Genomic DNA, 21,197 nt, shown 5'->3' on the forward strand with positions numbered 1-21,197 from the left:
TGCGCCTTTCTTTTTACTGACAAAAACCTGTCGATTAGATGTCTAATCTGCATACAAGCTTAAAAGTGCAAATCAAAGTAAACTTATTGGGAAAACTCTGACACATCCTTGGGTTTACAGGTCGCTCGACGTGCTTTAACAAACAAGAAACTAAGCACTCCAATCACAAGAGTAATTATTGGTGCCGCCATTAATAGCATTGTGATTGCTTTGCTCATATTTTCTGGTAGCAAAGGAAGTAATGAACCAAAACCGCATAATATCAGCGTCCATAAAATCGCACTCAGCCACGCAAAGTAATGGAATTTACTAATACGTTTCACTCGCAACCCCATCATTAATGGCAATAGGGAACGAACAACCGGAATAAACCGCGCGCACAAAAGCGCAACCAATCCATGTTTACTGAGTAATACGTCGACTTGTTCCAAACGCTTTTGAGGAACCGCACTCACCCAGCCTTGAACCTTAGGTAAGCGATTTAGCCACTTGCCTTGTAAATAAGCCGCCCAACTTCCCAACCCCGCACTAACAGTTATCACCAACATGATCATAATTGGGTCAAGGACGCCAACCGCCGCCAGCGTACCGGATAATACGACGACACTGTCGCATGGGAAAGGTGCAGCAGGAATAAAACCACTTTCCAAAAAGATACTCACAGCAACAACAAAATAAACCAAACCTGCACTGCCTGGCGCCATTAACGCCGTGAAATCTTGATGCCAAAAAGCACTCAAGACCTGAATGATCGAATCAAACATAAACCGCTCCTAAGCATAATTAACCAAAAGTTGCAAAAACATGGAATGTGTTAGCGAGCATGTATAAAGCGGTATATGAAATTCGACTCTTTTCTCACGCCGATTCTGTATTTAGAGTGAGTAAAAATACTTTCAATACAACAACCTAAAGCCTCATTACCGATGCGTTTTAGCCGCTTCATCGAGTAAATTGCCGAACGATGCGCCCACCATGCTACATCAAGCATTTCAAACCATTCGGGTTCTACATCGTCGTTCGAGCTCATTTCCTTAGCATGGCTAACCCTCAATACATTCCGGCTGTTTAAACTCGGAAAGTCTTGCTGTATTGAAGAGATGGGATGTTCTGAAAAGTGCTTCGACTTAGCGTCAACAGCGATATTCTGGTTATGAACGGAAAGAAAATTTGGGTGTGAGTACGCAAGGCTCATGCTCGGAGCCAACAAGCAGAAAAGTAGTCCGAGTAAAGCAATCAGAGTCGTACGCACAAAGGTAACCAGAACCAAAATGATAAGTTCTTTTAACCCTGTGCGTAACTATTGGCAATTAGTATTCTTAATCGTTAAGAATACTAATTATTTTTCACCGTAAGGGTAGCTTTCAAACATCTTCGCGATTTCTTCTTGGATGAGAGATTCTCTTTTCTCAGAGCTCATTGACTCAGACAGTTTACGACTTGAAACGCCTTTCCAAACGACTTGATTAGCCTTTGCATCAACCAGTTCAACCACCAACTTCCCATACTTACGCTCTTTATATCTTTCTGGGCTTGAAGTGATCACACCAAAGCTATTCCAGCCATAGCCAAAGCTCACCGACGATCCTGAAGAAACAAGCTCGGATTCTTCTACGATATCATGATGTACGTAAAGGTCACCGCCACTATTTACCTTATTTAAACCCTTACCCTCAAGCTGTTCAGCAAGCCCTTGCTCAATACGTCGACCATCAATACTGGTAGGAGCTTCCGCCTGAGCACCGAAGTCAAACGTTCTGTAAGCTGAAAAGTCGGCTTGTTTATCTACATCGGTTGTCACGGTCGTACAAGCAGATACCAGCATCACCACCAACCCTAATATCAAACCTCTCATCATGTTAAATCTCCTTTGGTTAAGCTGACTGTTTCAGCAGAATTACCCTGTGTTATACATACGCATCAACAGTAAAAAGTAATCATTTCAATATCTAGTCTTGACCATGAAACGTGACTGTTCAATAAACGAGATTAACCTTTGCACAAAAAATCTTGAATATCATCAACATCTAAACACCTAAGAATTCGGTGTTTACGACCTAATTGGAAGCCTCTAGGCTTAGTAACGAAATCGCGAGTGCCACAAAAAACCAGAGACAATGAACACTTTAACATCAGTCCGCTACTTTTTTAGGCAACTGACAAACATTTGATGAGAAAAGACTTTTCTTTTTCGTCCAGTGTGGCATATTAACCGAGTCCTATCGATGCGCGGGCATCGTATAATGGCTATTACCTCAGCCTTCCAAGCTGATGATGCGGGTTCGATTCCCGCTGCCCGCTCCAATCTCTTTATCTCAATTTACTCATAAAAATCCGATGGCGGAGCGAACAAACGGCGGCAGCGTTGTTTCCATGATAAGTTTGGTCGAGTTACGTCATAAAACATGTCTTTCCATTCTGCAAACGTCACGCGGATGGGATTAAAGCTGTTTACAGGTTTAGAAACCCCATACCGAACCGTTTCCACCTCTGGTTCAAACGTTCCGAACATTCGATCCCAAATAATTAATACACCCGCATAATTTTTGTCGATGTACTGACGGTTCACACCATGATGAACGCGATGGTGAGACGGCGTGTTAAATACCCACTCTAGTGGCCCGAGCGAACGAATTGATTGGGTGTGAACAAAAAACTGTAAGCCCAGATTAAACAACACAACGAAGACAACCCATTTTGGCTCAAAACCAATAATCACCAAGGGCAACCAAAAAATCCACATCCCCGCTAGCGGATACATTAAACTTTGACGAAAGGCGGTACTGAAGTTCATTCTTTCCGAACTGTGATGAACAACGTGCGCGGCCCACATCCAACGAATACGATGGCTAGCCCGATGAAACCAGTAATAGAAAAAATCTTGCAGGACAACAAGTAAAAGAAAAGCTGAGACGCTCATTTCGATATCAAACAAACGCCAATCAAACCACCACAAATACAACTGAGCAATCAGTAAACCCGTGAGTATGTCTGTCGCTTGGTGTAAGCCCGCAAGAACAAAATTACACGCTACTTCAGGGAAGTAATACGTCGCGCTTTCAGGCAAGCGTCCTCTTCTTTGTCCGAACCAATATTCGGCAAGCATGCAGAAAAAGAAAACTGGAGCCAGAATCATCAGAAGTAATTCTGGGCGGTCCATCAACTGCGTCCAATCCATTGTGTTTCTACCATTTTGCATAGTGATCTTCAGTAAGACCCATAACTTCTTCTAACTGATGTTTGATGCCATTTCCATCGATAATATAGCCAGAGAAATAACCGATGTACTGACGAAAGTTACTTTTGAGAAGCCAAAAATTTTTCTTCTCTGAGCGTCGATTCAAAGGCGTGAACTGTAAGTTAACTCGTTTATCTTCAGACGTAATATGCCACTTTTGCCCTTCATCACTTCGTGAAAACTGAAACTGCACAGGTTGCAAAAAGTGACGCTGACCATTAATCCACAATACATTTTCGCAATAGCCAGTTTCATTAACGCCAGCTGCCAAGTTCAACCCCAGACGCCTGTCATCCTCAAAGCAATTGATACTCGCCCAGCGCCAACTTGTTTCTCGCCGCATGTACCCAGCGGAAAAATCGTAACCAGCAGCCACCTCTGAAAGATCTTGCTCTTTTCCTAATATGAACAAGTTACCGTCTACTGCTAACGCATTGTGCTTCTGAGTATATGTCCAACCCGCATAACCTGTTGGCGTACACAACATTAATGGCAAACTCATATTTTCTGGACGTAAATAGAGATCCGCATTGACTGACTCTGTCACAAAGTGGACGTGCCAAATACCATCCTTAATAGAAAACTGAACTCTTTTGTTAGCAAGATGGGCAAGACTGCACCAACTGGAAGGCTGAGTTTGATAACCTATATTAAAAGGTTTCAACCATTGTTGCTCAATCAACTTATTCTTTTTAATATCAAACAGGTAGCAAAAGCCGGATGCTAAATACCGTATATCAGCAATCGCTACTCCAATGACGTAATTAGGTGTGACCAAATTGACGAACTGAAACTGCTTATAATCGCGGTAACGGCGCCACTTAGATACCGGCTTATCCATCTCATCGAGGTAGGTAAATTTATCTAGCTGTAACGATGTTGGAATTCCATCAAGGTGGCCAAACGCTGGTAGGCCATTCTGCTGAATAAACGAGTTCAGAACCTTAAGCTCATCCATATAGTTGTCTTTTCACAAGTTATCACACACACAAACTTTAACATGACGTTAACATAAACAATTTGCGTAACTGCACAACAACATCGACTAAAGTGATTTCTGCTTGTTATATGTGAAACTGATCACTCAACCACCCGCTTACTTAGCTAGCCCTACCTATCTCAACCAACACAGCCTGGGTTAGAAGCTGCACATTCTCATCCGCAGGAAAGACCACTACAACCATTGAATCTTGGTCAAAATCACTATTTAATGGAAATACATTCATATAAACTGATTGCTTATTCACATCAAGGAAGAAATCTATGTCATACATACACGATACTATTGTTGCGTTGCAACACAGTAGCCCTGCGCAAAAAGAATTTTACCAAGCGGTAGAAGAAGTATTAACTTCTCTCGCGCCGGTAATAGAAGGCAATAATAAATATAAGGAACAAGCGATTATCCAGAGGATCGTCGAGCCAGAACGTCAAATCATGTTTCGAGTTCCTTGGGTTGATGATGCTGGAAATGTACAAGTAAACAAAGGTTATCGAGTTGAATTCAACTCTGCTTTGGGGCCGTACAAAGGAGGATTGAGATTCCATCACTCAGTCAATGCGAGCATCATAAAATTTCTCGGCTTTGAGCAAATTTTTAAAAACGCACTGACTGGCCTTCCTATCGGTGGCGGCAAAGGCGGTTCAAACTTCGATCCTAAAGGAAAATCCGACGGCGAGATCATGCGATTTTGCCAATCATTTATGAACGAGTTGTACCGTCATATCGGTCCTGCCACCGATGTTCCCGCAGGCGATATCGGCGTCGGGGCGCGCGAAATTGGCTATATGTTTGGTCAATACAAACGATTGACGGGGCGCTACGAAGGTGTGCTTACAGGCAAGAGTCTTCTTTGGGGTGGCTCACTCGCCAGAAAAGAAGCGACAGGATATGGCGCCGTCTATTTTGCAGAATGCATGCTCAACGACCGCAACGATTCATTGAAAGGGAAAACTTGCCTCGTTTCTGGTGCTGGCAACGTGGCTATCTACGCCATTGAAAAACTGTACCATATGGGAGCAACGCCGGTTACATGCAGCGACTCTCGAGGTACGATCTATCATGAGCACGGTATTGATCTTAAGCTCCTCAAACAACTGAAAGAAGTGAAAAGAGCAAGCTTAGAAGAATATTTAGAAACTTACCCTGAAGCAGAATACACACCAGAGGGCGACTATCCTAATGAAGGACATGCTGTTTGGCGATATCAGGCTGATGCTGCCTTCCCTTGTGCGACTCAAAATGAATTAACGTCAGACGACGCACTGGCTCTTATCGAAAACGGATGTATTTTGATTAGTGAAGGGGCGAACATGCCAACCACCCGTGATGCTGCCAATATTATCGTGGACTCAGACATAGCTTATGGGCCTGCCAAAGCAGCCAATGCAGGCGGCGTTGCAACCAGTCAACTTGAAATGGCGCAAAACGCGAGCATGCAAAACTGGACGTTTGAACAAGTGGATAGTCAGTTGCAAACCATCATGAAAAATATTTTCATCAATGCAAACGAAACCAGTAAAGAGTTTGGCCAACCTGGAAATTTAGTTTTAGGCGCCAACATTGCAGGTTTTAGAAAAGTCGCTGATGCAATGATTGAGCAAGGTGTCGTCTAGATAAACGAGCCAGCAGGATGACTGCTGGCTTAATATAACTCCGCAATAGGCCGCGCTTTTGATAAAGAGCTTCACTTAATTCGCAATAAGCGTTGTCACTTCTGTTTTAACGGAGTTGGCGATAAAGCAATTCTCATGTGCCATGTGGTGCAGTTTTTCTAATTGAGATGGTGTCGGTTGTTTTTCACCTGAAAATGTTATCTTAGGGTTTAACGTTACCTTTGATACCCACTCTTTTCCGTTTTCGCCTTTTTCAAGCTCCCCTACCGCTTCATCTAAGTAACTGTCTACAACGTAACGTCGCTTTGCTGCAATAGACAGGAAAACGAGCATATGACAACTAGAAAGTGCCGCGACAAACGCTTCTTCTGGATCAACGTTTTCTGCTACGGATAGTGGTAATGGTACTACGTGGGGAGATGGAGATGCTGGGACTTGCAACCCTCCATCAAATTGCCAAATGTGTGCCCTACTATACTTATTATCACTAAACTCTTCGCCAGCTTTACGATGCCATTTGATTAAAGCGGAATGCTTACTCATTCTAACTCCCTGATTTTCCGACGACGAATCAACACTATCCGTCCTTGCCACAGTAAACCACAACAAAATGAGTTAAGGAAAGCATCGCACTCACAGGGACTATAAAATCTGTTGAGGATCGGCATTGTTCCTCTGGATATCATCCAAAAGTCTATGAGACTGATGGATGTTGACCTGTAACCGATTGATCAGCATCTGCAACTGCTCAATCTCGGGACTTTGGTTGGCTTTAAGTTGAGTTTCCAGGGCCTCCGTTTGGCTCGCCAAAATAGGTAAACTTAGGTTCAGTGCCATCCCTTTCGTTTTGTGCAACGTCAGCTCTAATGAAGCAAAGTCTTCAGCCATAAAGTATTCAATAAGCTCATCAACAGATGTCTCAAAATCGGCAATAATGCTTTTTAGCAGCTCGTCGAGTGCTTCTGGCTCATCTCGTAAAGAAGCAAACATGCCTGAACGGGAGAGTTCTTCCTCTGTTAACCTTAAGTTCTCGATTGGCTTACGTTGCAACTGAAGCACATTGCTGTCACTCGTTAGTGGCGGATTCTGTTTCGGTCCGAGTCTGGCTGCAAACTGTTTGAGAGCGTCTGAAAAGCTCTCATGCTGTAGCGGTTTTGTAAGCACATGGTCTGCTCCTGCTTCAATAAAGCTATCGTGAGCTTCACGAAATACGTCTGCCGTGTACGCAAAGAGTAATGTCTTGATACCTAACTCTTGTCGGATAACGCGTGTCGCCTCAACACCATTCATCTCGGGCATGTGGTTGTCCATCAAGATCAGGTCGTACTCGTTCTCTTTCGCCTTTTTAACCGCGATTAATCCATTTTCTGCAACATCCACTTCATGCCCAAGCTTTTCGCAAAACCCTTTTGCCACAATGGCATTCACACGGTTATCATCAGCAAGTAGTATCTTTAAATGGTGTGATTTTGCGCGAGGTTTCGGTGCTTCTTGCTGCTTTTTCGGAGCAGATTCTACCCAAGGAATCGGCAACTCAACGATAAATTGACTTCCAACGCCTTCTATACTCTTCAGAGTAATATGGCCACCCATCAAATCGGTTAGTTTTTTGACGATGGCTAACCCAAGCCCTGTTCCGCCGAACCTTCGAGTCGTTGATGAGTCTGCTTGCTCAAACGAGTTAAAAATATGCTCGTGCTTGTCTGGCGCAATACCAATACCGGTGTCGCTCACGCGCATGACCAACAACTGATTCGATTCATCTAACTCGGTTCTAACCAGCACATGCCCTTCATTGGTAAACTTCACCGCGTTACCGGCGAGATTAAATAAGATCTGTCGTAAACGCGCACAATCCCCAGTAAATTCAGTATATTCAGAAACCTCGTTTTCCAAGATTAGCTCGATATTTTTTTCATCAACAAGTGGTTTTATTGCGCTACACACCGGAGAAAGCACTTGATCGAGCTTAAACTTAGCTTGCTCAAATTCCAGTTTGTTTTCTTCAACTTTAGAAAAATCCAAAATATCGTTGAGGATAGTCATCAGATGCTGGCCAGAGTCAAGAATAACCCTAATGTGCTCTTTCGTCGTCGGCTCTTTGGTCTCTTCTGCAATCATTTGAGAAAGCCCTAGTACGCCATTCATCGGCGTTCTTAGTTCGTGACTCATTGCAGCAAGAAAATTTGATTTCGCTTTTGCCGCTCGCTCGGCTTTGTTTCTCGCCTCTTCAATTTCAAGATTCAACTGTTTTAAGTTATGCATTCGGTGATGTGACTGATAAACAAACGCGCTAACTAGAAACATCACCGCGATAAATACAAACAACCACGTAAAACGCGCCTCACTTTGAGCAATATTGAGTAACCGATGCTCTGAGCTTTCGACAAACTCAATATAAGTGTGATCAAGCAGTTCATTCGTCAGCAATTCAATTCTTTTATCACTCGTTTGAAGCCGTTTAAGGAAGTTCGCTTCTTTTTCACTCTCAACTTCAGTTTGTGTTAGAAGCAACTGGTTGAGAAATTCAAAATAACGACTGCCACCCAATGATTGACCGCTCTCGGTAGAAACCTCTTGCTGATATAAATTGAACAACATGAGTAATGCATACCGATTTTCTACCTGAACACTAATTAACATATCAAGCTTCAACGTTGTTTGAAGCACTCGCTCCTTAAACTGTTCAAGCGTATCCCTAACTTTTATACGATTGGGTGTCACGGGAAACCAAACTGATGCCTTTGATGATTCCAACAGTGCCTGTGCTGCGATTTCTATCTCTACTAAAGATGTTGTTAACTCATAGTTTTTCCTATCTTCAACGGCATATCGGTTCACGATAACATCACGCTCTTCAATCAACTCATGTCCGATATTCATTAGCCCTGCATGAAATTCTTGAGCGTTTTTTGAATTCATATACGACATATACGCCAGTGTGCAGCACGTCAGTATCCCAATAAAAAAGCAAAAGTTGATCAGTTTGAATTTATTCATTTTCCAACACCTCTAAAATTATGGGTCTAGGTGCTGTCAACGACTGCAAGAATGCTTCAATGTCCGCGACATTCTCATCGTTCATCGTTATACCGAGCTGGGTTTTAGCCATGATTTGTATCGCGTCGGATAACTTATCGACTTGCCCATTATGAAAATAAGGACTCGTTAGCGCGACATTGCGTAAACTGGCTACTCTAAAATAGAATCGCTCTTCATCTTCTATCGTAACGAGTTGCCGGCCCGAGTCCTCTACTACTGGCTTATCCTTGAAATAGGCGAACCTTTGGATCATCGCTCCGCCGATATTTTTGCCCTGATGACACTGCACACAACCTGAAGTCTGAAATGTTTTCCAACCTCTGATTTGCTGTTCACTCAGTACATGCGTGTAACCCAATAAGTAAGCATCGAATGGTGCGCCAGGCGTCTGCAGCCCTTCAACAAACTCCACAATAGCGGACTTGATATTATGAACGTTAATCGGCAATTCATCGTCACGACTAAATAGCGCTTGATAATGTTCACTCTCTTTTACATATTGCTCTATTGTTTGCCAGTTTGAGTCCATTTCCATTGGATTATGGATTGGACCATCAATCTGAGCCATCAAGGTGTTTTCCGTTCCATCCCATAAAAAACGATAATTTAACGCCGCATTAAACACTGTTATAGAATTTCTAATTCCATCACCTTTCACCCCCGTAGAGACTGGTGTATTTTCAGCGCCATTGGTTTGCAGATTGTGGCATGTCGCGCAGCTGACATTACCATTTGACGATAATTGAGGATCGCGGAAGAGATGCCAGCCAATTCTCGCTAGCTTAATATCCACATTAGGATCACCCTGTATGGGCTGAACTAGGGAGATATCACCTAACATCTTCGCGTTTCTTGCGGTTGTTGTTTGGCTCAAAATGAGTGTTACAACAGCTAGTGCGATTGCGCTGAATTGCCTCATCAACTACATACCTTAAACTTGTCATTGATATGAATTTAGTTGCATTTTGGCGTTTTTTCCACCGACAGGAAGTTGAAAAAACGAGTTAAGTATTGCTTTGTTTAAGGCTTTGGTTGAAGAGGGAGTAATAAGGCGAATAGGAAGAAACCTATCGCCTTATGAGTAGCTAACGTATTGAAATCTGAGTTTAGTGTAGAAAAGCCAAAAACCGTTGAAACCAAGTCACCTCTCCATAGGAGATCAGATCGAAAATAGTAAAGAAAACGGCACAGATAACGGCCAACTTAATCAAACGCTGAACAATAAACATAAACATCACAATTACCAATAATTTGCTTTAGTTTACTATCTCACACAGCGTTTATATATAAAAAAGTAGTCTCCTAATTAGCCTCGGCAGCTTATTCATTAGAACCTATACTCAAGCATCTCTAAGTTATTTGGATATACTTGAATTAGGATTTCAAAAAGTCCCTGTGACCACACAAGGAGGACTGCATGAAACGACTATGGATATGGTTCTTACCTTTACTCTTGATGGCCAGTCAAGCACTGGCGAATACTGTTTGGATTGTTCCTGTCAAAGGCGCTATAGGGCCTGCTACTAGCGACTATTTATCTCGTGAAATAGAAGAAGCTCAACTAAACGGTGTCAGTTTAGTGATCTTAGAGATGGACACACCAGGCGGCTTAGATAGCGCAATGCGAGATATTATTCACGCGATTACCACCTCCTCCACTCCAATTGCGACTTGGGTTGGCCCGTCAGGATCTAGAGCGGCTAGCGCAGGGACATACATTTTACTCGCCAGCCACGTTGCCGCCATGGCTGAAGCCACCAACCTTGGCGCGGCAACGCCCGTCGCGTTAGGTGGTGCCCCTCAGCCCCCTTCATCGGATGATGGCAAAGATCAAAACGCGGAAGAAACGTCAGAAGGAACCAACGAAGGTTCAGAGAAAGTTCCCGCGAAAACCGCAATGGAGAAAAAGGTGATTAATGATGCTAGAGCCTATATTAAAGGCTTAGCAAAGCTTCATGGCCGAAATGCAGAGTGGGCAGAGAAAGCAGTGAGCGAAGCAGCGAGTTTGGACGCCACAGAGGCATTGGAATTAAACGTTATTGATTATATAGCCAACTCACCAGAGGATTTAGTCAAAGCCATTGATGGACAAACTGTTAAAGTTAACAATCGTGATGTGACATTGTCACTGGAAAATCCCGTATGGATTGAAAGAACACCCGATTGGCGAGCAGAAATGCTAGCCGTTATAACCAATCCAAACGTTGCCTACATTCTAATGCTCATCGGCATCTACGGTTTACTTCTTGAATTTTACAACCCAGGAATTGGCTTACCCGGTGTGCTAGGTGGGATTTGTCTGCTTCTTGCCATGTACGCACTACAAATGATGCCCGTCAACTACGCAGGTCTTGGTCTGCTGTTACTCGGTATTGCACTAATGATAGCGGAAGCATTCAGCCCGAGCTTTGGTATTTTGGGCTTAGGCGGCGTTGTCGCCTTTGTACTCGGTTCGATATTTCTCATGGACAGTGAGTTACCAGGATTCCAGATCGCCCTTCCTTTGATTTTTGGTATTGCCATATTTTCCGTGGCTCTAATCGTGCTGACCGTCGGCCTGCTGCTCAAAATTCGTCGCCGGCGTGTAACGACGGGTTTAGAGACTTACCCTGGGAAGGTCGCCGTGGTAAGCGATGACTTTATCGATGGCGAAGGACGCGTTCAACTCAACGGTGCGTTATGGCGAGCTAAAGCCAAAGACCATCAACAATTCAAACAAGGTGATCACGTCACCATTGTTAATGTTAAAGGGCTGACCTTAACTGTGATGCCTGATGACCGCCAAAATAAATAGGAGGCGCTTTATGATGCTCTATACCGTTGCGGTGATCGTGGTGCTGCTGTTCGCACTAGCGACCCAAATGTTCAAGGTTTTGAGAGAATACGAACGTGGGGTTGTGTTCTTTCTTGGTCGATTTCAAGAAGTCAAAGGACCTGGTTTGATCATCCTTATCCCATTTATTCAGCAAATGGTGAGGGTTGATTTACGTACTGTCGTTTTGGATGTGCCGACACAAGATTTAATTACCAAAGATAACGTTTCTGTGCGCGTCAACGCGGTCGTTTATTTTCGCGTAGTCGATCCTCAAATGGCGATTAACAATATTGAAAGCTACAGCGATGCCACCAGTCAGTTAGCACAAACCACGCTGCGCTCGGTATTGGGTCAGCATGAACTCGATGAATTGCTATCAGAGCGAGAACGCCTCAATAAGGATTTACAATCCATTCTCGATCAACAGACTGATGACTGGGGAATCAAGATTGCTACGGTTGAAGTCAAACATGTTGATTTAAATGACAGCATGGTCAGAGCCCTAGCCCGTCAGGCAGAAGCAGAACGTAACCGTAGGGCGAAGATCATTCACGCTACTGGTGAGTTAGAGGCTTCAAATAAATTAAAAGAAGCAGCGCAAATGCTCAACGAAGCACCGAATGCACTGCAATTACGTTACATGCAGACACTCACTGAAATCACTACAGACAAAACATCCACTATTATTTTTCCAATGCCGATCAATCTTGTCGAAGCTGTCAGTGATATCGCCGAAGCGGTGAAAAAGAATAAAGAGACACAAGATAAGTAAGGTTCTGACCCTAGGAAGTAACGACCACTCACGTTACTTCCTTATTTGGAACTCGCTTTAAGGATGTGCCCATCTTCTTTATCACACTCTTGTTTCATTACTTCTAAGCCCGTTTTAAAGCATGTTCGCCAAGCGGTTTCAACATCGGCATCATACCCGGAATCACACTGTCGAACCGTTTCTAACAAACTCTCAAGCCAAACATCAAAATCCTGCGGCTCTATACCAATATCTGCACTTGCATGCTTTTTCCCATACTTTTCCACCATTTTGTGCGCTTCGGTCGAGGTATCTGCCATCATAAAAAATACGATAGACCCTCTAAGCATTCTCACTTGTTGGTGCATGTCTATACCGTCAAACTTCTGTCTAAAGTTGGCACTTTTCGACCATAAATTTTTGTAGAACAAGTCGAAAAACTCCTGATCTGAAGTACAACGTTCATAGCTATCATTAAAAACCTCAATCACGTTCATGTTGCTTTCCCCTACGCCTTAATATGAGTTTAATTTAATATCAAATAAAAGCTTCCAAATAAGGACTTTTAAGTTTCAAACCGATCAACCCACATCGATTTTCAACAAAAAGTAAAAAGTGATTTAAATAAACACCCTCTTATCAATGAAAAAATATCCATTATCATGAACCCATATTCGAGGTACGCATGGTTGTCGATGCTAGTGCATCCTCATCTGTCATCACATAAAGAGGATATAAACGTGTCCCATCAAATCATTACCGATCTAAATAGCCGTTACACTGCAAAAAAATATGATGAAACCAAGCGCGTTTCTCAAGAAGACATGGCGATAATCAAAGAAGCACTGCGTTTGTCGGCGTCTTCTATCAACTCACAACCATGGAAATTCATCGTTATTGAAAGTGATGAAGCGAAGCAACGTTTCCACAATACGTTTGCAAATATGCATCAGTTTAACCAACCACACGCGAAAGCCGCATCACATACGATTCTGTTTGCTTACGATCCTAAATTTACTAAAGAGAAATTTGCGAAGCGTGTGGATGCAGAAGTAACATCTGGCCACTTGCCAGCGGAGATGTACAACAACTTTATGGGTGCTTACGCTTTTGCCGATGCAAATACGGACGAAAATGGCTTCAACGGAAGCTGGACAAAAGCACAAGTCTATTTGGCACTAGGTAACCTACTACACACATTGGCTCGACTAGGCATTGATTCAACACCGATGGAAGGTGTCGATCCGGCTCTGATTGGAGAAGAGTTTAAAGAAGAGCTCGAGGGCCATATTTGTGAAGTTGCGCTAGCGATTGGCTACCATAAAGATGGGGAAGATTATAATCATGGTCTTCCAAAAGCGCGCCTTGCAATGGATGACGTAATTACGACTCTATAGTCGACCATTGTCTTAGCTTAGCGACTTAAATCATTGTTTAAACTAAAAAGAGCCGCACATTAATGCGGCTCTTTTTTACTTGGTTCTGCGTCAACTTTACGCAACTTGCTCTGACTTAAAATTACCAAGCAATGCATCGTAAAGCTCATTGTCGCTTAACACACCAACCAGCTTATTATCTTCAACCATAAGCAGAGGCTGATTGCTACGCTGTTTAAGTTCAATCGCTTCTCGCATACTGATTTCTGGACTAACCTGAACCAGAGAGTTTTCATTAACTTCGTCAAGGTTCGAAGAATCGCTCTTCCATTGAATCAACGATTTATCTTTATCCGCTAAACTTAACCCCTTGCTCTCTTGTATCACCCAAATATCTTTATCAGGGCAAATCAGAACACGCGTATCTTCGCGAACCAAATCGTCACGCATTAAGGAACGTCCCTTCAGCACATTTAATGGATTAGTGTGAGCAACAAAGTCCGCCACATAATCGTTTTCTGGAGCAAGAATGATCTGTTCTGGCTTGCCATGTTGAATCAGCTTTCCTGATTCCATAATGGCGATGTTGTTACCGATTTTAAGTGCTTCATCCAAGTCGTGACTCACAAAAAGAATGGTTTTGTTTAGCTTTTCCTGAAGCAGAATCAATTCATCTTGAAGCTGAGCACGAATCAATGGGTCAAGTGCTGAAAACGGTTCATCCATTAACAAGATATCAGTGTCCATCGCGAACGCTCGCGCTAGGCCAACACGCTGCTGCATACCACCAGAAAGCTCGTGCGGGAATTTGGTTTCCCACTCAGATAAACCGACCATTTCGAGCTGTTCACGCGCCTTTTTACGACGCTCTGCTTTACCAATGCCTTGCATCTCTAGACCAAACGCTACATTGTCTAACACCGTTAACCAAGGCATCAATGCAAACTTCTGAAACACCATGGACACGCGGTGCGTACGAAGGTGGCGCAGTTTCTGTTCGTCACAGTTAGAGAGCTCAACCATATCGTCGCCATCTTTAATTTTCAGAGAGCCACGAGAAATATCGTTCAACCCGTTAACCGTTCGCAGCAAACTTGATTTACCCGAGCCCGAAAGCCCCATCAAGACACAGATCTCACCCTGTTTCACGTTCAGCGAAACATTATCAACCCCAACCACTTGGCCAGTTTCATCAATGATTTCTTGTCGAGACTTCCCTTGATCTAGTAGTGCTAGCGCCTGTGCTTGTTGCTGACCAAAAACGACATCAAGATTTTTAATAGTAATAGCGTCCATGATTATGCCTCCTTCTGGTTTGGTGCTTTACACAAGCGATCAAGAATGATGGCAACGAGTACAATCGCTAAACCAGCTTCAAAACCTTGTGAAATGTTTACCGTATTCAGTGCACGTACGACTGGCTTACCAAGCCCATCAGCACCAACAAGCGCCGCAATGACCACCATAGAAAGAGACAACATAATGCACTGAGTAACGCCAGCCATAATACTTGGCAATGCCGCAGGTAACTCCACCTTAAACAGTAGCTTCATGCGGCTGGCACCAAATGCTTTACCCGCTTCAAGTAGCTCCTCCGGCACTTTAATAATGCCGAGGTACGTCAATCGAATTGGCGCAGCGATAGCGAAAATGATGGTCGAGATTAGACCTGGGACAATACCCAATCCAAACAGAACCAAGGTTGGAATTAGGTAAACGAATGTCGGGACGGTCTGCATTAAATCGAGTATTGGCCGCAACAAGGTGTATAACCAAGGACGGTGCGCCGCCATAATGCCCAACGGCACGCCAATTAATACGGAAATCGTTGTCGCTGCAAACACAAGGACAAAGGTTTCCAGCATTTCTTGCCAGTAACCAAGGTTGAGAATTGCGAGTAAGGCCAACACGATAAATACGACAAGAGGAATGCTGCGATGTAAGAACCAAGCAATTGCCGCCGTCATAATGATTGGCGCTGCAGGTGGCATCCATTTAAAAATGTCCACCACGAAAAGAATGATCGTTTCAAGTGTAATAGAGATTGCATCGAAAAAACCCGATGCATTGATGGTTAACCAATCGACGCCAGTTTCCATCCATTGGCCCAACGGTAGTTTGTTGTCCGTAATAAAATTCAAAATAAAACCTTTGTGTTAATGAAGCGGGCAAAACTCTGCCCACTTTCTTTTAAAAAAACGAGCTCAAATACTGCTTATTAAGCGTTTGTTTTTAAGTAGTTTGTAATAGCTGTTAGCGCATCTTGGCCATCTACCGTTTTCACGCCCTCTAGCCACGCTTCAATTTGCTCTTGGTTTGCATTCAACCATGCTTGCGCTGCTTTTGATGGCTTCTGTTTCTGGTTAAGAATCGCTTCCATCAGTTCATTTTCCATTTCTAGGTTAAACTCTAGATTTTTCACTAGCTGACCTACATTTGGACACTCAGCGAGGTAATTTTTACGTACGTTTGTGTAGACGTTCGCGCCGCCGTAGTTAGGACCGAAGAAGTCATCACCACCCGCTAGATATTCCATTTCAACGTTACTATTCATTGGGTGCGGCGCCCAACCTAGGTACACAATCCATTGATTGCGGCGTGCGGCACGTGATACTTGAGACACCATGCCAGCTTCACTGGACTCAACTAGGCTGAAATCTTTTAGGCCGAATGCGTTGCTATCAATCATTGACTGAATTAAGCGGTTGCCATCGTTTCCTGGTTCAATGCCGTAAATGCGGTCTTTAAATTTGTCGGCATGTTTTACTAGGTCAGCGAAGTTGGTTACGCCTGCGTCATAAACGTATTTTGGAACCGCTAGCGTGTACTTTGCGCCAACGAGGTTCGCGCGTACGGTTTCAACAGTACCTGCATCACGGTATTTCGCGATATCACCTTCCATCGTTGGCATCCAGTTACCTAAGAAAATGTCGATATCGCCATTAGCCATAGAGGAGTAAGTTACAGGCACAGACAGAAGATCGGTCTTCGTTTTGTACCCCAACCCTTTAAGTAACTCTGATGTAACGGCAGTGGTCGCTGTGATGTCAGTCCAACCTACATCTGCGAAACGAACCGTTTCACATTGGTTGGCGTAAGCGCCTGTTGCTAAAGTACTTAGTGCAATTGTTGAGAAGATTTTTGTCATCTTAGACATGTTGAATTCCTTGTAATGATTACTGACTTTTTCATTTTATGAGATCGAATCGAGATCTCTTTTTGGCGGATGCATTCGTTGCATCTCTTGCCAGTCCGGTGCAATCCAAACTGGTACGTTGTTCGACGTTTCTAGGGCGTTATCCAAAATCATATCCGCGGCGCGTTCTGCCACCATAATCGTTGGCGCATTTAAATTACCGTTCGGAATGGTTGGGAAAATAGAAGAGTCCACCACACGCAAGCCTTGAATACCGCGTACTTGGCATCGCTCATTTAAGACGGCTAATGGGTCATTATCTGCGCCCATTTTGCAGGTACAAGATGGATGGTAAGCACTCTCGACGTTTTGCTTCACCCATTCATCAATCTGTTCATCCGTTGTGATGTTCAGACCGGGTTGGATCTCATCCCCACGAAACTCATCCATGGCTGGCTGATTGAGGATCTCGCGAGTAAGGCGAATACAATCACGCCAATCCTGCTTATCTTGTTCAGTGGAAATGTAGTTAAACTCAATCTTCGGCTTATCATTCGGATTCGCAGAGACAACTTCGACCGACCCGCGACTTTCTGGCTTGTTAGGTCCAACGTGCACTTGGAAACCATGACCATCAAAAGCAGCTTGCCCGTCATAACGCATTGCCGCTGGCAAGAAGTGATATTGAATATTTGGCCACTTTAGCCCTTCTCGAGAGCGGATAAATGCACACGATTCAAAGTGGTTAGTCGCACCAAGGCCTTTGCGAGTTAATATCCACTCAGTGCCAATCAAGCCCTTGCTCACCAAACCTAATTTGCTGTTGAGCGTGATAGGTTGTTTACAGTGATATTGGAAGTACACTTCTAAGTGATCTTGCAGGTTTTTACCTACTCCCTCCAACGAGTGTTTCACCTCAATGCCCGCTTTTTCTAATACTGCCTTAGGGCCAATGCCTGAAAGCTGCAACAGCTGAACGGAGCCAACCGAACCCGCACTCGAAATCACTTCATTATTCGCAAAACATTGCTGAATTGAACCTGACTTTTCAAATTCAACGCCTACCGCTTTCTTTCCTTCTGCACCAGTTTCTTCTAATAAAACTCGATGAACCGTCACCCTCTTCATTAGGGTGAAGTTTTTGCGTTTTTTAGCACGGCTTAAGTATGCATTAGAGGTCGAAGCGCGTACGCCTTTGTCGACGGTCATATGCATTGGGCCAAAGCCCTCTTGCTGATAACCGTTGTAATCTTTTGTTTCTGGGTAGCCCGCTTCTTTGCCTGCATCAATAAAAGCTTGGTACAGCGGGTTGAGCTTCATATCGTTGCCGTTACATGTGCCGACTGGACCGTGATCACCCCGATATTCATCAGCACCACCAATCCAAGACTCTGCTTTACGGAAATAAGGCAAACACGACTGATAATTCCAGCCTTTCGCGCCTTCCTCTTCCCACTGGTCAAAGTCACAAGCGTGTCCGCGAACGTAAACCATGCCGTTGATAGATGAGCTACCGCCCAGAACTTTTCCGCGAGGACAATGAAGTTGGCGACCATCCAACCCTTGCTCTTCAACCGTCTCAAACTGCCACGCGTATTTTTCAGTGTTCATCGGGTAAGAAAGCGCTGTTGGCATTTGGATAAAAATACTTTTATCCGACCCACCCGCTTCGAGTAATAGGACCGAATTTTGACCACTTTCACTTAAGCGATCCGCTAACACACAGCCGGCCGAACCCGCACCGACGATGATGTAATCGTAGTGTTGTTGCATTTTTATTCTCCTAGGAGTTAATACTCATCACCGTAGATAAGTGAACGAAATTAGCGTAGGAAAAATGCTTGAGAACAAGGCGGAAATTTTGATAAGTAGTTAACCTACAATCAAAATTGACAACGTAGTTATCGAGCATTTTAACAAGCTAAAGTGGTCAGTTATCTACTATGAGTAGTATCATTTGTAAGGGCTTTCGAAGTCACTTAGCTGAACCAGAACACTCTTCGTTTGTGTGTAATGTTTAAGGGTTTCGACTCCGTTTTCACGGCCAACACCTGATTGCTTATAGCCGCCAACTGGCATTTCCGCAGGTGAGTCACCCCATGTGTTCACCCAACAAATACCCGCTTGAACTTGATGGATCACACGGTGCGCACGAGATAGGTTTTGAGTAAATACACCTGCCGCTAAGCCATAATCGGTGCCATTTGCACGCGCAATCACTTCCGACTCATCGCGGAATTTCAGAACTGACATTACCGGGCCAAAGATTTCTTGTTGAACGTGGCTCATGTCATCATCGCAATCGACAAATACGGTTGGAGCAACAAAGTTACCATTAGCTAGGCCATTGTCTGTTACTTTGTAGCCGCCAGTCAGTAACGTCGCGCCACTCGCTTTCGCGGCTTCAATCGCTCCTAGAACTTTCGATTCATGATCTTTAGAGATTAGCGCGCCAATTTGCGTGTTCTCATCAAGCGGATCGCCGACGACTAACAACTCGGTTCGGGCTTTAAGCTGTGCGATAAAGTCGTCATAAATACCTTCATGGACAAATACACGTGTACCGTGCGTACAAACCTCACCTTGGGTGTAGAAGTTCGCCACCATGGCCGCAGAAACGGCATCGTTTAACTTCGCATCATCAAAAATAATCAGTGGAGACTTACCACCAAGCTCCATCGTTACTTGTTTTAGTGTCTTAGCGCTGTCACTCATGACGACTTTACCGGTGCCTGACTCACCCGTGAATGACACTTTTGCGATATCAGGATGCGCCGTTAGCATCTGTCCTACTCGGTAATCCCCTTGCACGACATTAAATACGCCATCTGGCATGCCCGCTTCTGAATAAATTTCGGCGAGCTTAAGCGCCGTTAATGGTGTTTCTTCTGATGGCTTGAAGATCATTGTGTTGCCCGCAGCCAGTGCTGGCGCCGATTTCCACATCGCAATTTGAATTGGATAATTCCAAGCGCCAATACCCGCGCAAATGCCCAATGGCTCACGACGTGTATAGAAAAACTGATCGTCGCTGAGCGGCTGCTGTTCACCTTGTAGACTTGGAGCAAGGCCAGCGTAGTACTCAAGAACATCGGCACCTGTTGTGACATCAACCGCGATAGCTTCTTGAATGGGCTTACCAGTATCTGCCACTTCCAATGCAGCCAACTCGTCATTACGCTCACGTAAAATGGCAACGGCTTTGTGTAAAATACGGCTGCGCTCAATCGCAGTCATCGCCGACCATGCAGCAAAACCTTTTTTTGCCGATTCAATCGCTGCTTGAAGATCGTCTTGGTTCGCTTGTTTAATGTTGGCCAATGGCTCACCATTCGCCGGATTGTAAGTGGTGAAGTGTTCATCTGAACACCCGTCGTACATCGCACCATTGATATAGTGTGCTTTCATTTCCATTTTGAAGACCTGTAACTTTTATATTTTTTCAGAATAAAACGTAAGTTGTTTTTCGAGATAATCGTTGATGATGATTCTCGCTCTTTCTGCATCAATGCCTTGCGGGTTGAGCGTTCCGCGCAGCCAAATTCCATCAATAAGTGATGCAATACCATGAGCAACCAATTCAGCCTGCTCTGCATTTAATAATGCTTTGAGTTCTTTTCTTAGGTGGGACAATAGACGTCGTTCGTTGACACGCTGTAAACGCTTGAGCTGCTCGTCATGCATTGAGTACGACCAAAACGCCAGCCAAGTCTTAGCAACTTGGTTTTCTGCCTGATAGCCGACAAAGTTACCGTCAATGATTGCATTAATTCTTTGGTGATGAGCATCACTTGGCAGCTCACGTAACTTCTGTGTGATAGTGGACGAAAGCTGACGCAAGATTTCTCGCATCGTTTCCTCCAGCAATCCGTGCTTACCACCGAAATAGTGGTTGATAATCCCCGTTGATACACCGGCTTCTTTGCTGATTAACGAAATACTCGCCGCGTGTAAACCGACTCTATCAATCACTGACATTGTCGCTTTCACAAGCTGCGGTTTTCTGATTTCAGGCATCCCCACCTTTGGCATTTTGCGTCCCTGTTATTTTTAATTGAACGGTTAGTTAAATATAAAATGCCTGAAAATTAATTCGAACTCAAATTATTTTTAAAGAAAAATGTTAGTAAAAAAGGATGAAAAGTTGAGGGTGTACGAAAAATCGCTCGGTAAGAACTTGTCGGGATAACTAGATTTCAGTTTAAGAACAAACAAACAAGAAA

19 protein-coding genes and 1 tRNA gene are annotated in these 21,197 nt (G+C 43.9%); 5 read left to right on the plus strand and 15 right to left on the minus strand.

Annotated features, from left to right (window positions below; all coding sequences use genetic code 11):
• Positions 1 to 83: 83 nt before the first annotated feature.
• From KJB35_RS23060 to KJB35_RS23070, 3 genes are all read right to left on the minus strand, one after another.
• Positions 84 to 764, minus strand: a complete 681-nt coding sequence (locus KJB35_RS23060) for a DedA family protein (protein WP_213907699.1) — start codon at positions 762 to 764, stop codon at positions 84 to 86.
• 50 nt (positions 765 to 814) lie between these two features.
• Positions 815 to 1,252 carry a hypothetical protein gene (locus KJB35_RS23065; protein WP_234499406.1) on the minus strand — a complete coding sequence of 146 codons (438 nt, stop codon included), beginning with the start codon at positions 1,250 to 1,252 and terminating at the stop codon, positions 815 to 817.
• Between the two features lie 87 nt (positions 1,253 to 1,339).
• Positions 1,340 to 1,858, minus strand: coding sequence for a DUF4136 domain-containing protein (locus KJB35_RS23070; protein ID WP_053304498.1), 519 nt, complete (start codon positions 1,856 to 1,858; stop codon positions 1,340 to 1,342).
• 371 nt (positions 1,859 to 2,229) lie between these two features.
• On the opposite strand from KJB35_RS23070, the gene KJB35_RS23075 reads away from it, so the two are divergent.
• Positions 2,230 to 2,304, plus strand: a tRNA-Gly gene (locus KJB35_RS23075).
• A 16-nt stretch (positions 2,305 to 2,320) separates the two neighbouring features.
• On the opposite strand, the gene KJB35_RS23080 is transcribed toward KJB35_RS23075, so the two are convergent.
• Both KJB35_RS23080 and KJB35_RS23085 read right to left on the minus strand, forming a co-directional pair.
• The gene (locus KJB35_RS23080; RefSeq protein ID WP_005373167.1) at positions 2,321 to 3,178 is read right to left on the minus strand and encodes a sterol desaturase family protein; all 858 of its coding nucleotides are present in this window, start codon (positions 3,176 to 3,178) and stop codon (positions 2,321 to 2,323) included.
• 7 nt (positions 3,179 to 3,185) lie between these two features.
• The gene (locus KJB35_RS23085; protein WP_033906458.1) at positions 3,186 to 4,196 is read right to left on the minus strand and encodes a DUF2804 domain-containing protein; all 1,011 of its coding nucleotides are present in this window, start codon (positions 4,194 to 4,196) and stop codon (positions 3,186 to 3,188) included.
• 305 nt (positions 4,197 to 4,501) lie between these two features.
• Between KJB35_RS23085 and gdhA the strand changes: the two genes are divergently transcribed.
• Positions 4,502 to 5,854, plus strand: a complete 1,353-nt coding sequence (gene gdhA, locus KJB35_RS23090; RefSeq protein WP_017633658.1) for an NADP-specific glutamate dehydrogenase — start codon at positions 4,502 to 4,504, stop codon at positions 5,852 to 5,854.
• A 75-nt stretch (positions 5,855 to 5,929) separates the two neighbouring features.
• On the opposite strand, the gene KJB35_RS23095 is transcribed toward gdhA, so the two are convergent.
• From KJB35_RS23095 to KJB35_RS23105, 3 genes are all read right to left on the minus strand, one after another.
• Positions 5,930 to 6,397: an OsmC family protein gene (locus KJB35_RS23095; protein ID WP_170896940.1), complete on the minus strand. Its 468-nt coding sequence runs from the start codon at positions 6,395 to 6,397 to the stop codon at positions 5,930 to 5,932.
• A 99-nt stretch (positions 6,398 to 6,496) separates the two neighbouring features.
• Positions 6,497 to 8,854 carry an ATP-binding protein gene (locus tag KJB35_RS23100; protein WP_213907702.1) on the minus strand — a complete coding sequence of 786 codons (2,358 nt, stop codon included), beginning with the start codon at positions 8,852 to 8,854 and terminating at the stop codon, positions 6,497 to 6,499.
• The gene (locus tag KJB35_RS23105; protein WP_005373180.1) at positions 8,847 to 9,815 is read right to left on the minus strand and encodes a cytochrome-c peroxidase; all 969 of its coding nucleotides are present in this window, start codon (positions 9,813 to 9,815) and stop codon (positions 8,847 to 8,849) included. The genes KJB35_RS23100 and KJB35_RS23105 overlap by 8 nt, the downstream gene beginning before the upstream one ends.
• Before the next feature lie 498 nt (positions 9,816 to 10,313).
• On the opposite strand from KJB35_RS23105, the gene KJB35_RS23110 reads away from it, so the two are divergent.
• Both KJB35_RS23110 and KJB35_RS23115 read left to right on the plus strand, forming a co-directional pair.
• Positions 10,314 to 11,690, plus strand: coding sequence for a nodulation protein NfeD (locus KJB35_RS23110; RefSeq protein ID WP_005382635.1), 1,377 nt, complete (start codon positions 10,314 to 10,316; stop codon positions 11,688 to 11,690).
• Positions 11,691 to 11,700: 10 nt separating this feature from the next.
• Positions 11,701 to 12,483: a slipin family protein gene (locus KJB35_RS23115; RefSeq protein ID WP_005373196.1), complete on the plus strand. Its 783-nt coding sequence runs from the start codon at positions 11,701 to 11,703 to the stop codon at positions 12,481 to 12,483.
• A 41-nt stretch (positions 12,484 to 12,524) separates the two neighbouring features.
• On the opposite strand, the gene KJB35_RS23120 is transcribed toward KJB35_RS23115, so the two are convergent.
• A complete protein-coding gene (locus tag KJB35_RS23120; protein WP_193837964.1) occupies positions 12,525 to 12,959 on the minus strand; it encodes a globin in 435 nt (144 codons plus the stop codon).
• Positions 12,960 to 13,202: 243 nt separating this feature from the next.
• On the opposite strand from KJB35_RS23120, the gene KJB35_RS23125 reads away from it, so the two are divergent.
• Positions 13,203 to 13,859 (plus strand): NAD(P)H-dependent oxidoreductase, encoded by a 657-nt coding sequence (locus KJB35_RS23125; protein WP_053304732.1) that lies wholly within the window; start codon positions 13,203 to 13,205, stop codon positions 13,857 to 13,859.
• A 96-nt stretch (positions 13,860 to 13,955) separates the two neighbouring features.
• On the opposite strand, the gene choV is transcribed toward KJB35_RS23125, so the two are convergent.
• The 6 genes from choV to betI all read right to left on the minus strand — a co-directional run bounded on the left by choV (position 13,956) and on the right by betI (position 21,006).
• Positions 13,956 to 15,134 carry a choline ABC transporter ATP-binding protein gene (gene choV, locus KJB35_RS23130; RefSeq protein ID WP_042523602.1) on the minus strand — a complete coding sequence of 393 codons (1,179 nt, stop codon included), beginning with the start codon at positions 15,132 to 15,134 and terminating at the stop codon, positions 13,956 to 13,958.
• A gap of 2 nt (positions 15,135 to 15,136) precedes the next feature.
• Complete coding sequence (gene choW, locus KJB35_RS23135; RefSeq protein WP_005392552.1) at positions 15,137 to 15,979, minus strand: choline ABC transporter permease subunit; 843 nt, start codon at positions 15,977 to 15,979, stop codon at positions 15,137 to 15,139.
• A gap of 77 nt (positions 15,980 to 16,056) precedes the next feature.
• Positions 16,057 to 16,995, minus strand: a complete 939-nt coding sequence (locus KJB35_RS23140) for a choline ABC transporter substrate-binding protein (protein WP_005382646.1) — start codon at positions 16,993 to 16,995, stop codon at positions 16,057 to 16,059.
• Between the two features lie 36 nt (positions 16,996 to 17,031).
• A complete protein-coding gene (gene betA / locus KJB35_RS23145) occupies positions 17,032 to 18,747 on the minus strand; it encodes a choline dehydrogenase (RefSeq protein ID WP_005373209.1) in 1,716 nt (571 codons plus the stop codon).
• Positions 18,748 to 18,927: 180 nt separating this feature from the next.
• Positions 18,928 to 20,388 (minus strand): betaine-aldehyde dehydrogenase, encoded by a 1,461-nt coding sequence (gene betB / locus KJB35_RS23150; protein WP_170896937.1) that lies wholly within the window; start codon positions 20,386 to 20,388, stop codon positions 18,928 to 18,930.
• Between the two features lie 18 nt (positions 20,389 to 20,406).
• Positions 20,407 to 21,006 (minus strand): transcriptional regulator BetI, encoded by a 600-nt coding sequence (betI, locus tag KJB35_RS23155; protein ID WP_017820329.1) that lies wholly within the window; start codon positions 21,004 to 21,006, stop codon positions 20,407 to 20,409.
• Positions 21,007 to 21,197 lie beyond the last annotated feature (191 nt).

The sequence above is a fragment of the Vibrio sp. D431a genome (genome assembly GCF_030248655.1).
GTDB classification, from domain to species: Bacteria; Pseudomonadota; Gammaproteobacteria; order Enterobacterales; family Vibrionaceae; genus Vibrio; species Vibrio alginolyticus.

Excerpts from the sequence above, each read along its gene's own strand:
- KJB35_RS23060 (WP_213907699.1), bottom strand. The coding sequence starts at position 764 with ATGTTTGATTCGATCATTCAGGTCTTGAGTGCTTTTTGGCATCAAGAT.
- KJB35_RS23070 (WP_053304498.1), bottom strand. The coding sequence starts at position 1,858 with ATGATGAGAGGTTTGATATTAGGGTTGGTGGTGATGCTGGTATCTGCT.
- KJB35_RS23080 (WP_005373167.1), bottom strand. The coding sequence starts at position 3,178 with ATGGATTGGACGCAGTTGATGGACCGCCCAGAATTACTTCTGATGATT.
- KJB35_RS23085 (WP_033906458.1), bottom strand. The coding sequence starts at position 4,196 with ATGGATGAGCTTAAGGTTCTGAACTCGTTTATTCAGCAGAATGGCCTA.
- gdhA (WP_017633658.1), top strand. The coding sequence starts at position 4,502 with ATGTCATACATACACGATACTATTGTTGCGTTGCAACACAGTAGCCCT.
- KJB35_RS23095 (WP_170896940.1), bottom strand. The coding sequence starts at position 6,397 with ATGAGTAAGCATTCCGCTTTAATCAAATGGCATCGTAAAGCTGGCGAA.
- KJB35_RS23100 (WP_213907702.1), bottom strand. The coding sequence starts at position 8,854 with ATGAATAAATTCAAACTGATCAACTTTTGCTTTTTTATTGGGATACTG.
- KJB35_RS23105 (WP_005373180.1), bottom strand. The coding sequence starts at position 9,815 with ATGAGGCAATTCAGCGCAATCGCACTAGCTGTTGTAACACTCATTTTG.
- KJB35_RS23110 (WP_005382635.1), top strand. The coding sequence starts at position 10,314 with ATGAAACGACTATGGATATGGTTCTTACCTTTACTCTTGATGGCCAGT.
- KJB35_RS23115 (WP_005373196.1), top strand. The coding sequence starts at position 11,701 with ATGATGCTCTATACCGTTGCGGTGATCGTGGTGCTGCTGTTCGCACTA.
- KJB35_RS23120 (WP_193837964.1), bottom strand. The coding sequence starts at position 12,959 with ATGAACGTGATTGAGGTTTTTAATGATAGCTATGAACGTTGTACTTCA.
- choV (WP_042523602.1), bottom strand. The coding sequence starts at position 15,134 with ATGGACGCTATTACTATTAAAAATCTTGATGTCGTTTTTGGTCAGCAA.
- KJB35_RS23140 (WP_005382646.1), bottom strand. The coding sequence starts at position 16,995 with ATGTCTAAGATGACAAAAATCTTCTCAACAATTGCACTAAGTACTTTA.
- betA (WP_005373209.1), bottom strand. The coding sequence starts at position 18,747 with ATGCAACAACACTACGATTACATCATCGTCGGTGCGGGTTCGGCCGGC.
- betB (WP_170896937.1), bottom strand. The coding sequence starts at position 20,388 with ATGGAAATGAAAGCACACTATATCAATGGTGCGATGTACGACGGGTGT.
- betI (WP_017820329.1), bottom strand. The coding sequence starts at position 21,006 with ATGCCAAAGGTGGGGATGCCTGAAATCAGAAAACCGCAGCTTGTGAAA.